The sequence below is a fragment of the Helicobacter valdiviensis genome (assembly GCF_003245365.1).
Taxonomy (GTDB): Bacteria; Campylobacterota; Campylobacteria; order Campylobacterales; family Helicobacteraceae; genus Helicobacter_D; species Helicobacter_D valdiviensis.
The window spans coordinates 1-1,041 of record NZ_NBIU01000095.1; the positions used below are offsets into that span (position 1 = coordinate 1).

Annotated in this window: 2 protein-coding genes; both read left to right on the top strand. The window is 32.6% G+C overall.

What is annotated here, in order from left to right:
- Window positions 1-118: 118 nt before the first annotated feature.
- Window positions 119-772: a phage baseplate assembly protein V gene (locus B6S12_RS10665; protein ID WP_111230731.1), complete on the top strand. Its 654-nt coding sequence runs from the start codon at window positions 119-121 to the stop codon at window positions 770-772.
- The coding region (locus B6S12_RS10670) for a GPW/gp25 family protein (protein WP_111230676.1) at window positions 769-1,041 on the top strand (273 nt) is incomplete at its 3' end. The genes B6S12_RS10665 and B6S12_RS10670, both read left to right, overlap by 4 nt.

A 1,041-nucleotide genomic window follows, 5' to 3' on the forward strand; every position in this document is an offset into this window, starting at 1 on the left:
GTCCTTTGAAACTTCCGCTAAAGCCTACATATAAAGGCACAATAGAAAGCGCTAAAGAAATGAGTATTTATTATTTAGAAGTTGAAGAGATTGCAAAGCGTTGCATAGGAGACATTAAATGAGCGAACTAGGAATTATTTGTGAGGTAAAAGAGCATTTAGCTAAGGTTAAAATCGGAGATTTGGTTACAGATTTCTTACCAGTATTCCAAAGCTTAACTAACTCCTATGCAGTTTCTTTTTCTCCTTTAAGAGTAGGAGAACAAGTATTAGTAATACCTGTGCGTGGGGATTTAAATTCAGGTGTTATTTTACGAGGACTTTATCAAACAAAGCACAAAGCCAAAAACACAGACACAAACACCTTTAACATAGATTTTGAAGATGGAACGCATTTAGAATACAACTCAAAAACAAGCACTTTAAAGCTTGATGTGATTAAAGATATAAACATCACTTGTGTAGATAAAACTACCAATAATAAAAATAATACCTTAAACACGCAAAATCATACTACAAATGCTAATACCATAACGCTTAATGCAACAAATGTGAGCGTAAATGCTCCAAGCATTAGTCTAAATGGTAATACACAAATTGCAGGAACTATTTCTACAAGTGGTAAAGATGGAGCTAGTGGAACTTTTAACATTAAAGGCAATTTAAATTTAGAAGGCAATTTGAGTGTAAGTGGAAATATAAGTGATAGCAAAGGCGATTTAACAAATCATACGCATTCTTGCACTTGTGGTGCTACGGCGGTGAGTAGATGAAATATTTAGTTAGCATAGAAGAAAGCATTAAAGATATTTTAATCACTCCTTTAGGTTCTCGTGTAATGAGGCCTAATTATGGTTCATTACTTTACACGCTCATAGATAAAAAAATTGATGATGATTTTAGATTGAAACTTACTCAATATGTAAGTGAGGCAATCACTAAATGGGAAAAAAGAGTGGAACTAAAAGGAGTAAGATTAAATTCTTTAAATAACCACAAATTAAACATTACTTTGCTTTTTAATAATCACCCTAGCATAGAG